This is a genomic window from Pseudomonas izuensis (assembly GCF_009861505.1).
Lineage (GTDB): Bacteria > Pseudomonadota > Gammaproteobacteria > Pseudomonadales > Pseudomonadaceae > Aquipseudomonas > Aquipseudomonas izuensis.
In genome coordinates, this window is the sequence record NZ_WTFT01000011.1 from 49,214 (window position 1) to 65,321 (window position 16,108).

Annotated in this window: 11 protein-coding genes; 9 read left to right on the plus strand and 2 right to left on the minus strand. The window is 60.2% G+C overall.

Annotated elements, in window-relative coordinates; all coding sequences use genetic code 11:
• Window positions 1-18: 18 nt before the first annotated feature.
• Window positions 19-1,509, minus strand: coding sequence for a leucyl aminopeptidase (locus tag GPL81_RS10700; RefSeq protein WP_160106698.1), 1,491 nt, complete (start codon window positions 1,507-1,509; stop codon window positions 19-21).
• A gap of 397 nt (window positions 1,510-1,906) precedes the next feature.
• On the opposite strand from GPL81_RS10700, the gene lptF reads away from it, so the two are divergent.
• From lptF to pdxJ, 8 genes are all read left to right on the plus strand, one after another.
• On the plus strand, window positions 1,907-3,025 hold the full coding sequence (gene lptF / locus GPL81_RS10705) for an LPS export ABC transporter permease LptF (RefSeq protein ID WP_160106699.1): 1,119 nt from the start codon (window positions 1,907-1,909) through the stop codon (window positions 3,023-3,025).
• The gene (lptG, locus tag GPL81_RS10710; RefSeq protein ID WP_160106700.1) at window positions 3,018-4,079 is read left to right on the plus strand and encodes an LPS export ABC transporter permease LptG; all 1,062 of its coding nucleotides are present in this window, start codon (window positions 3,018-3,020) and stop codon (window positions 4,077-4,079) included. Before lptF ends, lptG begins: the two co-directional genes overlap by 8 nt.
• Window positions 4,080-4,251: 172 nt before the next feature.
• Complete coding sequence (lepA, locus tag GPL81_RS10715; protein WP_008020289.1) at window positions 4,252-6,051, plus strand: translation elongation factor 4; 1,800 nt, start codon at window positions 4,252-4,254, stop codon at window positions 6,049-6,051.
• A gap of 5 nt (window positions 6,052-6,056) precedes the next feature.
• Complete coding sequence (gene lepB, locus GPL81_RS10720; protein ID WP_160106701.1) at window positions 6,057-6,911, plus strand: signal peptidase I; 855 nt, start codon at window positions 6,057-6,059, stop codon at window positions 6,909-6,911.
• Window positions 6,912-7,095: 184 nt separating this feature from the next.
• Window positions 7,096-7,785 (plus strand): ribonuclease III, encoded by a 690-nt coding sequence (gene rnc / locus GPL81_RS10725; RefSeq protein WP_018927089.1) that lies wholly within the window; start codon window positions 7,096-7,098, stop codon window positions 7,783-7,785.
• Window positions 7,778-8,680 carry a GTPase Era gene (era, locus tag GPL81_RS10730; RefSeq protein ID WP_053162286.1) on the plus strand — a complete coding sequence of 301 codons (903 nt, stop codon included), beginning with the start codon at window positions 7,778-7,780 and terminating at the stop codon, window positions 8,678-8,680. The genes rnc and era overlap by 8 nt, the downstream gene beginning before the upstream one ends.
• A gap of 172 nt (window positions 8,681-8,852) precedes the next feature.
• A complete protein-coding gene (gene recO, locus GPL81_RS10735) occupies window positions 8,853-9,542 on the plus strand; it encodes a DNA repair protein RecO (protein ID WP_160106702.1) in 690 nt (229 codons plus the stop codon).
• A 49-nt stretch (window positions 9,543-9,591) separates the two neighbouring features.
• The gene (pdxJ, locus tag GPL81_RS10740; RefSeq protein WP_096513292.1) at window positions 9,592-10,338 is read left to right on the plus strand and encodes a pyridoxine 5'-phosphate synthase; all 747 of its coding nucleotides are present in this window, start codon (window positions 9,592-9,594) and stop codon (window positions 10,336-10,338) included.
• 126 nt (window positions 10,339-10,464) lie between these two features.
• On the opposite strand, the gene mltF is transcribed toward pdxJ, so the two are convergent.
• A complete protein-coding gene (gene mltF, locus GPL81_RS10745) occupies window positions 10,465-11,925 on the minus strand; it encodes a membrane-bound lytic murein transglycosylase MltF (RefSeq protein WP_160106703.1) in 1,461 nt (486 codons plus the stop codon).
• A 285-nt stretch (window positions 11,926-12,210) separates the two neighbouring features.
• On the opposite strand from mltF, the gene purL reads away from it, so the two are divergent.
• Entirely contained in the window at window positions 12,211-16,107 is a 3,897-nt protein-coding gene (gene purL / locus GPL81_RS10750; protein WP_160106704.1) for a phosphoribosylformylglycinamidine synthase, read from the plus strand.
• Window position 16,108 lies beyond the last annotated feature (1 nt).

Consider the following 16,108-nt stretch of genomic DNA (forward strand, 5'->3'; position numbering starts at 1 on the left):
TGCCCGAAGTCATCGGTTTCAGGCTTTGGCGCGGTCCAGCAGGTATTGGGTCAGCAGGGGAACCGGACGGCCAGTGGCGCCCTTGTCCTTGCCGCCGCTGGTCCATGCGGTGCCGGCGATGTCCAGATGCGCCCAGTTCAGGTTCTTGGTGAAGCGCGACAGGAAGCAGGCAGCAGTGATGGTGCCGGCTTTCGGACCGCCGATGTTGGCGATGTCGGCGAACGGGCTGTCCAGCTGTTCCTGGTATTCATCGAACAGCGGCAGTTGCCAGGCGCGGTCGTCAGCGGCCTTGCCGGCGCTCAGCAGTTGACCGATCAGTTCGTCGTTGTTGCCCAGCAGGCCCGAGGTGTGGGAGCCCAGGGCAACCACGCAGGCACCGGTCAGGGTGGCGATGTCGATCACCGCTTGTGGCTTGAAGCGCTCGGAGTAGGTCAGGGCGTCGCACAGCACCAGACGGCCTTCGGCGTCGGTGTTGAGGATTTCCACGGTCTGGCCGCTCATGGTGGTGACGATGTCACCAGGGCGCGAAGCGTTGCCGCTCGGCATGTTCTCGGCGCAGGCCAGGATGCACACCAGGTTGATCGGCAGTTTCAGTTCGAGCACGGCACGCAGCGTACCGAACACGCTGGCGGCGCCGCCCATGTCGTATTTCATTTCATCCATGCCGGCGCCAGGCTTGAGGCTGATACCGCCGGTGTCGAAGGTGATGCCCTTGCCGACCAGTGCATACGGCTTCTCGGACTTCTTGCCGCCGTTGTATTGCATGACGATCAGGCGCGGCGGCTGGGCGCTGCCCTGGCCGACGGCGTAGAACGAGCCCATGCCCAGTGCCTTGATCTTCTTCTCGTCGAGGACTTCGACTTTCAGGTCCTTGAATTCTTTGCCGAGGTCTTTGGCTTGCTCGCCAAGGAACGTCGGGTGGCAGATGTTCGGCGGCAGGTTACCCAGGTTACGGGTAAAGGCCATGCCGTTGGCGATCGCGGTGGCGTGGGTCACGGCGCGTTGCACTTCAGCCTGGGCGGCCTTGATGGTCAGCAGGGTGATTTTCTTCAGGGCGCGGGGTTCGGCTTTCTGGCTTTTGAACTGGTCGAATTGGTACTCGCCGTCGACCAGGGTTTCGGCCAGCAGGCGGGTCTTGCCGTAGCTGTCACGGCCCTTGACCACGATTTCGTCCAGGGCCAGGACTGCGTCGCTGCCACCCAGGCCTTTCAGGGTATTGAGCAGGCCGGCGACGATTTTGCGGAACGGGCGATCGCCCAGTTCTTCATCCTTGCCCACGCCCACCAGCAGCACGCGCTCGGCTTTCAGGTTCGGCAGGCTGTGCAGTAGCAGGCTCTGGCCAACTTTACCGGCCAGATCGCCGCGCTTGAGAACGGCGCTGATTGCTCCGCCGCTGAGCTCATCGAGTTGCTTGGCGGCAGCGCCGAGCTTGCGGCCTTCGGCGACGGAGACCACCAGTGTGGCGGTCTTCAACGTTTCCGGGTTAACGCTTTTTACAACCAGTTCCATGTCCGGGTCCCTGAATTGATGGTCAACTCGCAAGCGCTCGACAGTGGGTGCGCGTCGCTTGCGTGCATTTAAATAGAAAGGCGCCGATACCGATCGGCGACGAAGGCCGCAGTTTGAACCTCGCCAGAGGCGCCTGACAACCCTCGACAACATTAATGTAGGCGCGAGCCTGCTCGCGATGGACGTCCGGGCAACGCTGGCTTTCAGACAGCCCGCGTCATCGTTGATGCCTATCGCGAGCAGGCTCGCTCCTACATGGGGGAGATGCATTGCGCAGTGACAGGCGCACCCAATCACAGGATAATGCGCCATCTTTTTTCAGCGGCTCTGCTAGCGAGCCGGTCTGATATGTTTGCTTGTTTGGCCGCCCTAGCCTGACAACCCTGGAGTGTCTGGTTTGATTGTCTTCCGTTATCTTTCCCGCGAAGTCTTGTTGACCTTGAGCGCCGTCAGTGCCGTGCTGCTGGTCATCATCATGAGCGGTCGTTTCATCAAATACCTCGCGCAAGCGGCCTCGGGCCTGCTGGATCCGGGCTCACTGTTCCTGATCATGGGCTTTCGCCTGCCCGGGTTTCTCCAGCTGATCCTGCCGCTGGGGCTGTTTCTCGGAATCCTGCTGTCCTATGGTCGCCTGTACCTCGAAAGCGAGATGACCGTGCTCTCGGCCACGGGCATGAGTCAGGAGCGTCTGTTTTTCATGACGCTGTTTCCGGCCACCCTGGTCGCCCTCCTAGTGGCCTGGCTGAGTCTGAGCCTGGCACCACAGGGTGCCAATCAATTCCAGTTATTGCTGAACAAACAGGATGCCTTGACCGAATTCGATACCCTTGAGCCAGGTCGTTTCCAGGCCCTGCGCGACGGTACCCGGGTGACTTACACCGAGCGCATGTCGGACGATCGCATCAATCTGGGTGGCGTGTTCATCTCTCAGAAAAACATCGGTGCCAATAACAAGGATCGCGGGATTTCCGTGCTGGTGGCCGAAAAGGGGCGCCAGGAAATCCGCCCGGATGGCAACCGCTATCTGATCCTCGATAATGGCTATCGCTATGACGGTAATCCGGGGCAGGCCGATTACCGGGCGATCAAGTACGACGAGTACGGTGTATTGCTGCCAAAGCCGGACGTCAGCGACGAAGTTACCGACCGCGATGCGATGACAACCCGCGCCTTGATCGGCAGTGATGACATTCGTCTGCGTGCCGAACTGCAATGGCGTATATCGCTGCCGTTGCTGGTGTTTGTCGTGACCTTGATGGCGGTGCCACTGTCGCGGGTTAACCCGCGACAGGGCCGGTTCCTCAAATTGCTGCCGGCGATTCTTCTTTACATGGCTTACCTGACCATCCTGATTGCTGCTCGCGGCGCCCTCGATAAAGGCAAGATCCCGGCGGTGATGGGCTTGTGGTGGGTGCACGGGATATTCCTGGCCATTGGTCTGGGCCTGCTTTATTGGGAACCCTTGCGTTTGAAGAGGGCGAGTCGCCGCAGCGCGCTGGAGGTGGCCCGTGGTTAAGCTGGATCGCTACATCGGTAGCAGCGTACTCATATCGATTCTGGCCGTGCTGGGGATCATTCTCGGTCTGGCGACCCTGTTCGCATTCATCGACGAGATGGGTGAAGTCAGCGATACCTACACCCTGCTCGATGTCCTGAGCTATGTGACGCTGACCGCGCCACGCCGTCTCTACGACATGCTGCCGATGGCGGCACTGATCGGGTGCCTGATCGGTCTGGGCTCGCTGGCCAGTAACAGTGAGTTGACCATCATGCGCGCCGCTGGCGTGTCCATCGGTCGAATCGTCTGGGCGGTCATGAAGCCAATGCTGGTGTTGATGCTTGCCGGCGTACTGATTGGCGAGTACGTCGCCCCGCCAACCGAAAACATGGCTCAGGCCAATCGCTCGCTGGCCCAGGGCAGCGGCGATGCGCAAAGCGCCAAGCACGGCCTGTGGCACCGTCAGGGTGATGAGTTCATCCACATCAACTCGGTGCAGCCAAACGGTATTTTGTACGGTGTGACCCGTTATCGCTTCGACAATGAGCGGCATATGCTCTCGGCGAGTTTTGCCAAGCGTGCGGACTTCGACCAGGATCACTGGCAATTGACGGACGTCACCACGACGTTGTTCCACGACAAGAGCACTGAAGTGGTTACTGCCCCGGTCGAGCGCTGGGGCGTGGCGTTGAGCCCGCAATTGCTGAGCACCGTTGTGCTGGCACCGGAGTCGCTGTCGGTCAGTGGCCTGTGGGGTTACATCCACTACCTGGCAGATCAGGGGCTGAGCAATGGCCGGTACTGGCTGGCATTCTGGGTAAAGGTTCTGCAACCTGTAGTGACGGCAGCCCTGGTGCTGATGGCCATTTCCTTCATTTTCGGCCCATTGCGTTCGGTGACCCTCGGCCAGCGGGTATTTACCGGTGTGCTGGTGGGGTTCACTTTCCGTATTGTTCAGGATCTGCTGGGGCCTTCGAGCCTGGTATTTGGCTTTTCGCCATTGTTTTCGGTACTGGTGCCAACCGGTGTTTGTGCCTTGGCAGGGCTCTGGTTACTGCGTCGAGCAGGTTGATGACGGGTTTTTCCCGACCTTGCTCGTGATGAAAAAACGCCTCTGTCGCAAGACCGGGGCGTTTTTGTACGCGCCGTCTGACCTGTGAACGTGACGCTTGCGCCGCGGATCAGGTACAATTCCCGGCTATTTTTCGGCGGGCTATGCCTGCAGCCTTTTTGAGTGTTGATCCGTGAGTGATTTGAGTCATATCCGCAATTTCTCCATCATCGCCCACATTGACCATGGCAAGTCGACGCTGGCCGATCGCTTCATCCAGATGTGCGGCGGCCTGGCCGAGCGTGAAATGGAAGCCCAGGTACTGGACTCCATGGACCTTGAGCGTGAGCGCGGAATCACCATCAAGGCGCATAGCGTCACCCTGTATTACAAAGCCAAAGATGGTATCAACTACCAGTTGAACTTCATTGACACCCCCGGCCACGTTGACTTCACCTACGAAGTCAGCCGCTCGCTCGCAGCCTGTGAAGGTGCGCTGCTGGTGGTCGATGCCGGTCAGGGTGTAGAGGCGCAGTCGGTTGCCAACTGCTACACGGCGATCGAACAGGGCCTGGAAGTGATGCCGGTGCTGAACAAGATCGACCTGCCACAGGCCGATCCGGAGCGCGTCAAGGAAGAAATCGAAAAAATCATCGGCATCGATGCCACCGACGCGGTCACCTGCTCTGCCAAGACCGGTCTGGGCGTCGATGAAGTGCTCGAGCGCCTGGTGACCACTATTCCGGCGCCGACCGGCAACATCGAAGACCCGCTGCAAGCGCTGATCATCGACTCCTGGTTCGACAATTACCTGGGCGTCGTGTCCCTGGTTCGCGTGCGCCATGGCCGCGTGAAGAAGGGCGACAAGATCCTGGTCAAGTCCACCGGCAAGATCCACCTGGTGGACAGCGTCGGTGTCTTCAACCCGAAACACACCCCGACCGCCGACCTGAAGGCCGGTGAAGTGGGCTTCATCATCGCCAGCATCAAGGACATTCACGGGGCGCCAGTGGGCGACACCCTGACCTTGAGCTCGACGCCGGACGTCGACGTGCTGCCGGGGTTCAAACGCATCCAGCCGCAGGTCTACGCCGGCCTGTTCCCGGTCAGCTCCGACGACTTCGAAGACTTCCGCGAGGCGCTGCAAAAACTCACCCTCAACGATTCGTCGCTGCAATACACGCCGGAAAGCTCCGACGCACTGGGCTTCGGCTTCCGTTGCGGCTTCCTCGGCATGCTGCACATGGAAATCATCCAGGAGCGCCTCGAGCGCGAGTACAACCTGGACCTGATCACCACGGCGCCGACGGTAATCTTCGAACTGCTGCTCAAGACCGGCGAGACGATCTACGTCGATAACCCGTCCAAGCTGCCGGACCTGTCCGCCATCGAAGACATGCGCGAGCCGATCGTGCGCGCCAATATCCTTGTGCCGCAAGAGCACCTGGGTAACGTCATTACCCTGTGCATCGAAAAGCGCGGTGTGCAAGTAGACATGCTGTTCCTCGGCTCCCAGGTACAAGTGACTTACGACCTGCCGATGAACGAAGTGGTGCTGGACTTCTTCGACCGTCTGAAATCCACCAGTCGCGGCTATGCTTCTCTGGACTACCATTTCGATCGTTACCAATCGGCCAGCCTGGTGAAACTGGACGTGCTGATCAACGGTGACAAGGTCGACGCCCTGGCGCTGATCGTGCACCGTGACAATTCGCACTACAAAGGTCGCCAGTTGACCGAGAAGATGAAGGATCTGATTCCGCGGCAGATGTTCGACGTGGCAATCCAGGCCGCCATTGGCGGGCAGATTGTGGCGCGGACAACCGTCAAGGCGCTCAGAAAGAACGTATTGGCCAAATGCTACGGTGGTGACGTCAGCCGTAAGAAAAAGCTGCTGGAAAAGCAAAAGGCCGGTAAAAAACGCATGAAGCAGGTCGGTAACGTGGAAATTCCACAAGAAGCCTTCCTTGCGGTGCTCAGGTTGGATAGCTAGGTCCTATGTCACTAAATTTCCCGCTGTTGCTGGTCATCGCCGTGTTCGTTTGCGGCCTGTTGGCGTTGCTCGATGTGCTGTTCCTGGCGCCGCGTCGGCGGTCTGCCATTGCCTCCTATCAGGGCAGCGTCAGTCAGCCTGATAGTGTGGTGGTCGAGAAGCTGAACAAGGAGCCGTTGCTGGTCGAGTACGGCAAATCGTTCTTCCCGGTGTTGTTCATCGTGCTGGTGCTGCGTTCGTTCCTGGTGGAACCGTTCCAGATTCCGTCCGGTTCGATGAAGCCAACCCTGGATGTCGGCGACTTCATCCTGGTGAGCAAGTTTTCCTACGGGATCCGCTTGCCGGTGATCGACAAGAAAGTCATCGAAGTCGGTGAGCCACAACGCGGCGATGTGATGGTGTTCCGCTATCCGAGCGATCCGAACGTCAACTACATCAAGCGTGTCGTAGGCTTGCCGGGTGATCAGGTTCGCTACACCGCCGACAAGCGTCTGTTCGTCAATGGTCAGTCGATTGCCGAGCAATTGGTGGGCTCCGAACCAGGCACCTTGGGCAGCGCAGAGTTGTACAAGGAAAAACTTGGCGCCGCCGAGCATCTGATCCGCAAGGAAATGAGCCGCTACCGCGCAACGCCGGACCGTACATGGACCGTGCCTGCCGGGCACTTCTTCATGATGGGCGACAACCGCGACAACTCCAACGACAGTCGCTACTGGGATGATCCGAACATTCCCAAGGATCTGCTGGGCATGGTTCCCGACAAGAATATCGTCGGCAAGGCCTTTGCAGTCTGGATGAGCTGGCCGGAACCCAAACTCAGTCACCTGCCGAATTTCTCGCGGGTTGGCCTGATCCAGTAATCAAACACGGCGCTGTTGAACACAGCGCCGAATGCATTTCTGGAGTCGGCACAATCGGCGACAGAAGCATGAAGCCAATGATATTCAGGACGTTATTTTTGAACACAGCGTTAATTGTCCCAAGCCTGCGTCGACTCCCGGCGATGGCGGTGGAATCCAACCACGAACTCAGCGTGGGTAAACCGTGAGCGTCTCCTTAAGCCGTCTCGAGCGTCAGCTCGGCTACACCTTCAAGGATCAGGAACTGATGGTCCTGGCACTGACTCACCGCAGTTTTGCCGGGCGCAACAACGAACGCCTGGAGTTCCTCGGTGACGCCATCCTCAACTTCGTCGCCGGCGAGGCGCTGTTTGATCGCTTCCCGTTGGCGCGCGAAGGCCAGTTGTCGCGTTTACGCGCGCGCTTGGTGAAAGGTGAGACCCTGGCCGTGCTGGCCCGTGGCTTCGATCTGGGCGAATACCTGCGCCTGGGGTCGGGTGAGCTGAAAAGCGGCGGTTTTCGCCGTGAGTCGATTCTGGCCGATGCCCTGGAAGCGTTGATTGGTGCGATCTACCTGGACGCCGGCATGGAAGTGGCACGCGAGCGCGTCCTGGCCTGGCTGGCCGGCGAGTTCGAAGGCCTGACGCTGGTCGATACCAACAAAGATCCGAAAACCCGTCTGCAGGAGTTTCTGCAGTCCCGTGGTTGTGAGCTGCCGCGTTACGAAGTGGTGGATATCCAGGGTGAACCGCATTGCCGGACGTTTTTCGTCGAATGCGAGATCATCTTATTGAATGAAAAAAGCCGAGGTCAGGGTGTGAGCCGTCGTATTGCCGAACAGGTAGCGGCCGCCGCAGCACTGATTGCCCTGGGTGTGGAGAATGGCAATGACTGATACAAACGCAACTCGCTGTGGCTATGTTGCCATCGTCGGCCGTCCGAACGTGGGCAAGTCCACGTTGTTGAACCATATCCTGGGTCAGAAGCTGGCGATCACCTCGCGCAAGCCGCAAACCACCCGTCACAACATGCTCGGCATCAAGACCGAAGGCGATGTGCAGGCGATCTACGTCGACACGCCCGGCATGCACAAGGGTGGCGAGAAGGCCCTGAACCGCTACATGAACAAGACCGCTTCGGCGGCGTTGAAAGACGTCGACGTGGTGATCTTCGTGGTTGACCGCACCAAGTGGACCGAAGAGGACCAGATGGTCCTCGAGCGCGTGCAATACGTGACCGGCCCGCTGATTGTCGCGCTGAACAAGACCGACCGCATTGAGGACAAGGCCGAGCTGATGCCGCACCTGTCCTGGTTGCAGGAACAGTTGCCGAACGCACAGATCATCCCGATTTCGGCTCAGCACGGGCACAACCTCGATGCGCTGGAGCGAGTGATCGCTGATCATCTGCCGGAAAACGATCACTTCTTCCCGGAAGACCAGATCACAGACCGCAGCAGTCGCTTCCTGGCCGCTGAATTGGTGCGTGAAAAAATCATGCGCCAGATGGGCGCCGAGCTGCCGTACCAGATCACCGTCGAAATCGAAGAGTTCAAGCAGCAGGGGAAAACCCTGCACATTCATGCGCTGATTCTCGTCGAACGTGATGGCCAGAAGAAAATCATCATTGGCGACAAGGGCGAGCGCATCAAGCGCATCGGCACCGAGGCGCGCAAGGACATGGAGCTGCTGTTCGACTCCAAGATCATGCTTAACCTTTGGGTGAAGGTTAAGGGTGGCTGGTCCGATGACGAGCGCGCGCTGCGTTCGTTGGGTTACGGCGACTTGTAAACACAGCCTGCGCTACACCGTAGAAACCTGTGGGAGCGGGCTTGCCCGCGATGAGGATGTAACATTCAGCAGAGAGGTTGAATGTAAGTCCGCCATCGCGGGCGAGCCCGCTCCCACAGTGGTTTTGGGTTGTTTATAAATCTGCGTTTCTTCATTGAGAACCCTGACGTCCATGTCCTCAACCCCACCAATTGGCCAACCCGCCTACGTGCTCCACTCCCGCGCCTACCGCGAAAGCAGCGCCCTGGTGGATTTCCTCACGCCGCAAGGTCGGCTGCGGGCGGTGTTGCGCAGTGCGCGGGGCAAGGCCGGGACGCTGGCGCGGCCGTTCGTGCCACTGGAAGTCGAGTTTCGCGGTCGTGGCGAGTTGAAGAATGTCGGGCGCATGGAAAGTGCCGGCGTTTCCACCTGGCTTAATGGCGAGGCGCTGTTCAGTGGCCTGTATCTCAATGAACTGCTGATTCGCCTGTTGCCCGCCGAAGACCCTCTTCCCGGCGTATTCGATCACTACGCTGCGACTTTGCTGGCCCTGGCCGAAGGTCGTCCGCTGGAGCCGTTGTTACGCTCCTTCGAATGGCGATTGCTCAGCGATCTCGGCTATGGCTTTGCCCTTGATACCGATATGCATGGCGAGCCCATCGCCCCGGATGGTCTATATCGCCTGCAAGTGGATGCCGGGCTGGAGCGGGTCTACCTGCTGCAACCGGGGCTGTTCCATGGCATCGAGCTGCTGGCCATGGCCGATGCCGACTGGTCTGCCCCCGGTGCATTGTCTGCAGCCAAGCGTTTGATGCGTCAGGCGCTGGCAGTTCATTTGGGCGGTCGGCCACTTGTCAGTCGTGAGCTGTTTCGCAAGCCCTGATCACCCCGTATGCTGTGCACCGAACTTTCTCTTCTTCTGGAGCGCTTCCGTGACCACCAGCACCCGCATTCTTCTTGGCGTGAACATCGACCACGTTGCCACCCTGCGTCAGGCACGGGGCACACGCTACCCGGACCCGGTCAAGGCAGCACTGGATGCGGAAGAGGCGGGCGCTGACGGCATCACCGTGCATCTGCGTGAAGACCGTCGGCACATCCAGGAGCGCGACGTGCTGCTGCTCAAGGATGTGCTGCAAACCCGCATGAACTTCGAAATGGGCGTCACCGAAGAAATGATGGCGTTCGCCGAGCGCATCCGGCCGGCGCACATTTGCCTGGTGCCGGAAACCCGTCAGGAGTTGACGACTGAAGGTGGTCTGGACGTAGCAGGGCAGGAAGCGCGGATCAAGGCTGCTGTGGAGCGCCTGTCGAAGATCGGCTCGGAAGTGTCGCTGTTCATCGATGCCGATGAGCGGCAGATCGAGGCCTCCCGTCGAGTCGGTGCGCCGGCCATCGAGCTGCACACCGGCCGATATGCTGACGCCGAGACGCCGACCGAAGTGGCTGAAGAATTGAAACGTGTCGCCGATGGCGTGGCGTTTGGCCTGGCCCAAGGTCTGATCGTCAACGCCGGCCATGGCCTGCACTATCACAACGTCGAGGCCGTGGCGGCGATCAAGGGCATCAACGAACTGAACATCGGCCATGCGCTGGTGGCCCATGCGTTGTTCGTTGGCTTCAAGTCGGCGGTGTCGGAGATGAAGGCGCTGATCCTGGCGGCTGCCGCCAAAGCCTAAGAGACAATACAAAACCAATGTGGGAGCGAGCCTGCTCGCGATTGCGGTCTGACATCCAGCATTGATGTCGACTGACACTCAGCCATCGCGAGCAGGCTCGCTCCCACAGTTTTGATTGGGGCGGCTTTAGAGCGGCGGGTTTTCCTGAGCGGGCTTGGTCTTGTCTATCCCCGGAACATGCAGGTTGCCCTCGGCGACCTGATCGCCTTCAAGCTGCGGCTGCGTGACCCAGGTCAGGATGTCGTAGTAGCGACGAATGTTCGCCACAAAGTGCACAGGCTCGCCGCCACGGGCATAGCCGTAACGGGTTTTGCTGTACCACTTCTTCTCGGACAGGCGCGGCAGGATCTTTTTTACGTCCAGCCACCTGTTGGGATTGAGCCCTTCCTTGGCCGCCAGTTTGCGTGCGTCATCCAGGTGTCCGCTGCCAACGTTGTAGGCTGCCAGGGCAAACCAGGTGCGGTCAGGTTCCTGGATCGACTCGTCGAGCTGATCTTTCATGTAGGCCAGGTACTTGGCGCCGCCCATGATGCTCTGCTTGGGATCGAGACGGTTGGACACACCCATGGCCTGCGCGGTGTTCTGGGTCAGCATCATCAAGCCGCGCACGCCGGTCTTGGACGTCACGGCCGGTTGCCACAGGGATTCCTGGTAACCGATCGCCGCCAGCAGGCGCCAATCGACTTTTTCCTTTTTGGCGTACGCCTTGAAATGCTGTTCATACTTGGGCAGGCGCTGTTGCAAGTGCTGGGCGAAAGTGGTGGCGCCCATGTAGCCAAGGACGTCGACATGCCCGTAATAGCGGTCTTTGAGGCGTTGCAGGGTGCCGTTTTTCTTGACCTTGTCGAGGTAGTCGTTGATTTCGTTGAGCAGGCTGTTGTCATCGCCGGCCGCCACCGCCCAGCTCTGTTCACTGGCGTCACCCAGGTCAAAGGCGACCCGGATGTTGGTGAAATACACCTGGTTCATCGCGACTTCGTTGGAATCGACCAGTGTCAGGTCGATCTGACCTTCGTCCACCATGCGCAGGAGATCGACGACCTCGACCGCGTCGGATTCTTCGTACTCGATGCCGGGAAACTTCTTTTTCAGCTGCGCCAGTTGTTCGGCGTGGGTGCTGCCCTTGAGCACGATGATCTTCTTGCCCACCAGATCCTTCGCCTCGGTAGGGCGGGACTGGCCGTTGCGGTAGATGATCTGCGGAGTGACTTCCAGGTAGGAGTGGGAAAACCGCACCTGCTTCTTGCGTTCTTCGCTGCTGACCAGGCCGGCAGCCGCCAGCACCGGGCCGTTTGGCTTGCCTACCTGATTGAACAGGTCGTCCAGGTTGTCGGCGGTCTCGATCTTGAGCTCCACCCCCAGATCGTCGGCGAAGCGCTTCACCAGCTCGTATTCGAAGCCGGTTTCACCGTTGCGATCCTGAAAGTAGGTGGCGGGGCTGTTACGGGTAACCACCCGCAGCACACCATCCTCCTTTACGCGCTCGAGCGTGTTGGGTTTATCAACACAGCCACCGAGCATCAGGAAGAGTCCGGTTGCGATCAGCCATTTGGCGTACCGCGGACGTAAAGCCGTTGGGGAAAACATCTGCGCAGTATACGCAAAGGACCACGGGCGCCATATCTCGACAGCGAAGGGCTAGTCTGCTAGCGATCACAAAACCGACCGAAACCCCGCAAGAATGGGCCTTTTCTACATTTTGTTACGGTAAAAATAAGCTATCGTCACACGCCCGGTTAACCTGACTTTCGAGGCAGAAACACAGATTGGCATCCGAGTGCAACCGTGCGTAGCGTTTCGGGTGATGTCGCGGGCTGTTTAGGCTAGAATGCACGGCCTCAAAGCACACCCCTTCCCGAGGCTGTCCCGAAGATGTTGATCCTGCGCGGCGCTCCTGCCCTTTCTGCCTTTCGCCACAGCAAGCTCCTTGAGCAACTGAGCCAGAAGGTTCCGGCTGTCAGTGGCCTGTATGCTGAATTCGCTCACTTCGCCGAAGTTACCGGCGTCCTGACCGGCGACGAACAGCAGGTGCTTGCGCGCCTTCTGAAATACGGTCCAAGCGTTCCGGTACAAGAACCGACCGGTCGTCTGTTCCTGGTGTTGCCGCGTTTCGGCACCATCTCGCCATGGTCGAGCAAGGCCAGTGACATCGCCCGCAACTGTGGCCTGGCGAAAATCCAGCGCCTGGAACGCGGCATTGCGTTCTACGTGGCCGGCCAATTCAGCGACGCTGACGCTCAGCTGATCGCTGACGGTCTGCACGACCGCATGACCCAGATCGTCCTGGGCAACCTGGAGCAGGCTGCCGGCCTGTTCAGCCACGCCGAACCCAAGCCCCTGACCGCCATCGACGTGTTGGGTGGCGGCCGCGCCGCGCTGGAGAAAGCCAACACCGAGCTGGGCCTGGCCCTGGCTGAGGACGAGATCGACTACCTGGTCAACGCCTTCGTCGGCTTGAAGCGCAACCCGCACGACATCGAACTGATGATGTTCGCCCAGGCGAACTCCGAGCACTGCCGTCACAAGATTTTCAACGCCAGTTGGGACATCGACGGCCAGAGCCAGGAAAAAAGCCTGTTCGGCATGATCAAGAACACCTACCAGATGCACAACGAAGGCGTTCTGTCGGCTTACAAGGACAACGCTTCGGTGATCGTCGGTTCCGTGGCCGGGCGTTTCTTCCCGGATCCTGAGACCCGCCAGTACGGCGCGGTGCAGGAACCGGTGCACATCCTGATGAAGGTTGAAACCCACAACCACCCGACCGCGATTGCCCCGTTCCCGGGTGCGTCCACCGGTTCCGGCGGCGAGATCCGTGACGAAGGCGCGACCGGTCGTGGTGCCAAGCCGAAAGCCGGCCTGACCGGTTTCACCGTGTCCAACCTGCAGATCCCTGGCTTCGAACAGCCGTGGGAAGTGCCGTACGGCAAGCCCGAGCGCATCGTCACCGCGCTGGACATCATGATCGAAGGCCCATTGGGCGGCGCGGCGTTCAACAACGAGTTCGGCCGTCCGGCGCTGACCGGTTACTTCCGCACCTTCGAACAATCGATCTCCACACCTCATGGTGATGAAGTTCGCGGTTACCACAAGCCGATCATGTTGGCCGGCGGCATGGGCAACATCCGTGAAGAACACGTCAAGAAAGGCGAGATCGTCGTCGGCTCCAAGCTGATCGTGCTCGGCGGCCCGGCGATGCTGATCGGCCTGGGTGGCGGTGCAGCTTCCTCCATGGCCACCGGCACCAGCTCGGCAGACCTGGACTTCGCTTCGGTACAGCGCGAAAACCCGGAAATGGAACGTCGCTGCCAGGAAGTCATCGACCGTTGCTGGCAACTGGGTGACAAGAACCCGATCAGCTTCATCCACGACGTGGGTGCGGGCGGTCTGTCCAACGCCTTCCCGGAACTGGTCAACGACGGCGACCGCGGTGGCCGTTTCGAACTGCGCAACATTCCAAACGACGAGCCGGGCATGGCCCCGCACGAAATCTGGTCCAACGAATCCCAGGAACGTTACGTTCTGGCTGTCGGCCCGGCTGACTTCGAGCGCTTCAAGGCGATCTGCGAACGCGAGCGTTGCCCGTTCGCCGTGGTCGGCGAAGCCACTGCCGAGCCGCAACTGACCGTCACCGACAGCCATTTCGGCAACAGCCCGGTGGACATGCCGCTGGAAGTGCTGCTGGGTAAAGCGCCACGCATGCACCGTTCGGTGGTGCGTGAAGCCGAACTGGGTGATGACTTCGATCCGTCGACCCTGAACATCGCCGACTGCGTCGAGCGCGTTCTGCATCACCCGGCCGTGGCCAGCAAAAGCTTCCTGATCACCATCGGCGACCGCACCATCACCGGCCTCGTGGCCCGTGACCAGATGGTCGGCCCGTGGCAGGTTCCGGTGGCCGACGTTGCCGTCACCGCCACCAGCTTCGACGTCTACACCGGTGAAGCCATGGCCATGGGCGAGCGCACTCCGCTGGCACTGCTGGACGCTCCGGCGTCGGGCCGCATGGCCATCGGCGAAACCCTGACCAACATCGCAGCCTCGCGCATCGGCAAGATCTCCGACATCAAGCTGTCGGCGAACTGGATGTCCGCCGCCGGTCACCCGGGTGAAGACGCGCGTCTGTACGACACTGTGAAAGCGGTCGGCATGGAATTGTGCCCGGAGCTGGGCATCACCATTCCGGTGGGCAAGGACTCGATGTCCATGGCCACCCGCTGGAGCGACGAAGGCGTGGACAAGTCCGTCACCTCGCCGATGTCGCTGATCGTGACCGGTTTCGCGCCAGTGACTGACATCCGTCAGACCCTGACCCCGCAACTGCGCATGGACAAGGGCACCACCGACCTGATTCTGATTGACCTGGGTCGTGGCCAGAACCGCATGGGCGCCTCGATCCTGGCCCAGGTTCACGGCAAGCTCGGCAAGCAGGCTCCGGACGTCGATGACGCCGAAGACCTGAAAGCCTTCTTCGCGGTGATCCAGGGCCTCAACGCCGATGGTCATCTGCTGGCTTACCACGACCGTTCCGACGGTGGTCTGCTGACCAGCGTGGTGGAAATGGCGTTCGCCGGTCACTGCGGCCTGAGCCTGAACCTCGACGGTCTGGCCGAAACCTCTGCCGACATCGCCGCGATCCTGTTCAACGAAGAACTGGGCGCCGTGATCCAGGTTCGCCAGGATTCCACCGCGGACATCCTCGCGCAGTTCAGCGCCGCTGGCCTGGGCGAGTGCGTGTCGGTGGTCGGTCAGCCAATCAACAATGGCGAGATCAGCATCACCTTCAACGGCGACACCGTGTTCGAAGGCCAGCGTCGCCTGCTGCAACGCCAGTGGGCCGAGACCAGCTACCAGATCCAGCGTCTGCGCGACAACGCCGACTGCGCCGATCAGGAATTCGACGTACTGCTGGAAGAAGACAACCCGGGTCTGAGCGTCAAGCTCAGCTACGACGTCAACCAGGATGTCGCCGCGCCTTACATCAAGAAAGGCATCCGCCCACAGGTTGCCGTACTGCGTGAGCAGGGCGTCAACGGTCAGGTGGAAATGGCGGCTGCGTTCGACCGCGCCGGTTTCAACGCGATTGACGTGCACATGAGCGACATTCTGGCCGGCCGTGTCGACCTGAACGAGTTCAAGGGCCTGGTCGCTTGCGGCGGTTTCTCCTACGGCGACGTACTGGGTGCCGGTGAAGGCTGGGCCAAGTCGGCGCTGTTCAACAGCCGTGCCCGCGATGCGTTCCAGGGCTTCTTCGAGCGTAATGACAGCTTCACCCTCGGCGTGTGCAACGGTTGCCAGATGATGTCCAACCTGCACGAGCTGATCCCGGGCAGCGAGCTCTGGCCGCACTTCGTGCGTAACCGTTCCGAGCAGTTCGAAGCCCGTGTGGCTATGGTGCAGATCCAGGAGTCGAACTCGATCTTCCTGCAAGGCATGGCCGGTTCGCGTATGCCGATCGCCATCGCCCACGGTGAAGGCCATGCGGAATTCGCCAGCGAAGAAGCGTTGCTGGAAGCCGATCTGTCCGGTTGCGTGGCGATGCGTTTTGTCGACAACCACGGCAAGGTCACCGAAAGCTACCCGGCCAACCCGAACGGCTCGCCGCGCGGGATCACCGGTTTGACCAGCCGCGACGGTCGCGTGACCATCATGATGCCGCACCCGGAACGTGTGTTCCGCGCCGTGCAGAACTCGTGGCGTTCGGATGACTGGAACGAAGATGCACCACTGATGCGCATGTTCCGTAATGCTCGCGTGTGGGTGAACTAAG

Bases quoted from the DNA above. Each gene is read 5' to 3' on its own strand.
- era (WP_053162286.1), top strand. From the start codon at position 7,778: ATGACTGATACAAACGCAACTCGCTGTGGCTATGTTGCCATCGTCGGC.
- GPL81_RS10700 (WP_160106698.1), bottom strand. From the start codon at position 1,509: ATGGAACTGGTTGTAAAAAGCGTTAACCCGGAAACGTTGAAGACCGCC.
- purL (WP_160106704.1), top strand. From the start codon at position 12,211: ATGTTGATCCTGCGCGGCGCTCCTGCCCTTTCTGCCTTTCGCCACAGC.
- recO (WP_160106702.1), top strand. From the start codon at position 8,853: ATGTCCTCAACCCCACCAATTGGCCAACCCGCCTACGTGCTCCACTCC.
- mltF (WP_160106703.1), bottom strand. From the start codon at position 11,925: ATGTTTTCCCCAACGGCTTTACGTCCGCGGTACGCCAAATGGCTGATC.
- lepB (WP_160106701.1), top strand. From the start codon at position 6,057: ATGTCACTAAATTTCCCGCTGTTGCTGGTCATCGCCGTGTTCGTTTGC.